The organism is Microcystis sp. M53602_WE12 (assembly GCF_030065455.1).
Classification (GTDB): Bacteria; Cyanobacteriota; Cyanobacteriia; order Cyanobacteriales; family Microcystaceae; genus Microcystis; species Microcystis aeruginosa.
This window is the reverse complement of the sequence record NZ_JASJFB010000479.1, coordinates 1-1,535: the sequence shown is the minus strand read 5'-3', so window position 1 is coordinate 1,535 and position 1,535 is coordinate 1. Positions and strand designations below refer to the sequence as shown.

General features: G+C 46.6%; 2 protein-coding genes and 1 pseudogene. 2 read left to right on the top strand and 1 reads right to left on the bottom strand.

Translation table 11 applies throughout. The annotated features are described in order from the left end of the window. A pseudogene (locus tag PX482_RS15935) lies at nucleotides 1-365 on the top strand (Uma2 family endonuclease); the annotation flags it as partial. 275 nt (nucleotides 366-640) lie between these two features. Next, complete coding sequence (locus PX482_RS15930; protein WP_004266757.1) at nucleotides 641-1,261, top strand: hypothetical protein; 621 nt, start codon at nucleotides 641-643, stop codon at nucleotides 1,259-1,261. A gap of 51 nt (nucleotides 1,262-1,312) precedes the next feature. On the opposite strand, the gene PX482_RS15925 is transcribed toward PX482_RS15930, so the two are convergent. Then, entirely contained in the window at nucleotides 1,313-1,483 is a 171-nt protein-coding gene (locus PX482_RS15925; RefSeq protein WP_002742489.1) for a CAB/ELIP/HLIP family chlorophyll-binding protein, read from the bottom strand. Nucleotides 1,484-1,535: the final 52 nt, after the last annotated feature.

Sequence of the window (1,535 nt, the reverse complement as noted above, 5' to 3'; positions counted from 1 at the left end):
GCTACCATTCTTTAGAACGAAACGAGCGCGGCTGGTTATGGTGCGAAACCTTAGGCTATTGGTTGGGAACTTGGGAGGGGACTATTGACCGAGAAACGGCAATTTGGGCCAGATTTTATGACCCAGAAGGCAATTTAATCCCCTTGCCAGAAGAAGCAGCACAGGAGCAAGCGGCTGCAGCACAGGAGCAAGCGGCTGCAGCACAAGAGCAAGCGGCCGCAGCACAAGAGCAAGCGGCCGCAGCACAAGAGCAAGCGGCCGCATCACAAGAGCAATTAAATGCTACTCAGCAAGCTCTGGAAGCGGAAAGACAGCGTTCTCAACGGCTGGCGGCTCGTTTGCGAGAAATGGGGATAGACTTGTAGTACAAGTGTAACGAATGTTCGGGGTGGGGAGATGGGGAAATGACCTGATGGGGAGCTTTTTGCCTGACTGACGGGCAGATTTTCAACACAATCAGTGGTCGTGCCAAATTAATTTCCTCAACCTTGAGGAGAAATTCTGTCAACTTCGATCAAAAGCCGCGTAAATTCTGTATTTTCTCTGAAAGTCTTATACATAGCTTTTAAAATTGTGATCGTAGCGGTAGGCTAATTCAGATCAATTAAACTTCTTCCTCACTCCCGACTTTGTTAGTACCATGAAACCTAACTCTGGCCTTAAACGGTTATTATCCCTGATATCTGCCGTTTCTTGTAGTTCCCTCTTGATTTTATCCCCTCTAGCCCAGAGAGCGCAAGCAGACGATATTACGGATGCCCTAGAAGCGGTAATTGAATATACGGCTCAATTACACCAGATCAATTTTAAGTATTTGTTAAGCGATGGCCCGATAACCACTCCCTGCGGCGTAATTTCCCTAGCGGCTTTCTGCACTGTAGATAATACAGTCTATGTCAATCTCAAGCAAGTTACTGGTATTAGCGATAATCCTTTATTTCCCCTTTACGCCGTCGCTCACGAGGCCGCTCACGCTGTTCAGTGGAATCGGGGTATTGGTGGCATCGATGAAGGTGGGATGAGCATCGGCATTGAATTACAGGCCGATTGTCTAGCGGGAGATACCCTTTCTTGGTTATTTACCGAAGCTAGAGGTTTATCCAAACAGGATTATATACTAGCGGGAAAACTTCTAGGGGAAGCCGCTTCGGAAGTGGGCGATTTTGAAGTTCCTAATCGCTCCCACGGGACACCACAACAGCGAGGTGATTCGGTCTTGCAAGGATTCTACGGGGAAAATCATGAAGCTTGTATGCGTTAGCTAACACTCAAGGCTATATTTCCCCTAGAATGCCTAAAAAAGCCTAAAAAACTACTGTAACCCTAACCAAGATAACAGACCTTGGCCAGTTAGATACTCGATCAACAGGGTGATCACAAAACCAATCATAGCAGCCCTACCGTTGAGGCGCTCGGCATAGTCATTAAAGCCAAATTTGGGATCTTCTAATTTGGGGGTTTGAGTCGGTTGTGGTTCAGTCATAATCTTTACAGGCTGTTTACATTTCTTTACTATTCTAGCGGAGTTAGAAGTT

Coding starts and splice junctions, on each gene's coding strand:
- PX482_RS15930 (WP_004266757.1), top strand. CDS start 641: ATGAAACCTAACTCTGGCCTTAAACGGTTATTATCCCTGATATCTGCC.
- PX482_RS15925 (WP_002742489.1), bottom strand. CDS start 1,483: ATGACTGAACCACAACCGACTCAAACCCCCAAATTAGAAGATCCCAAA.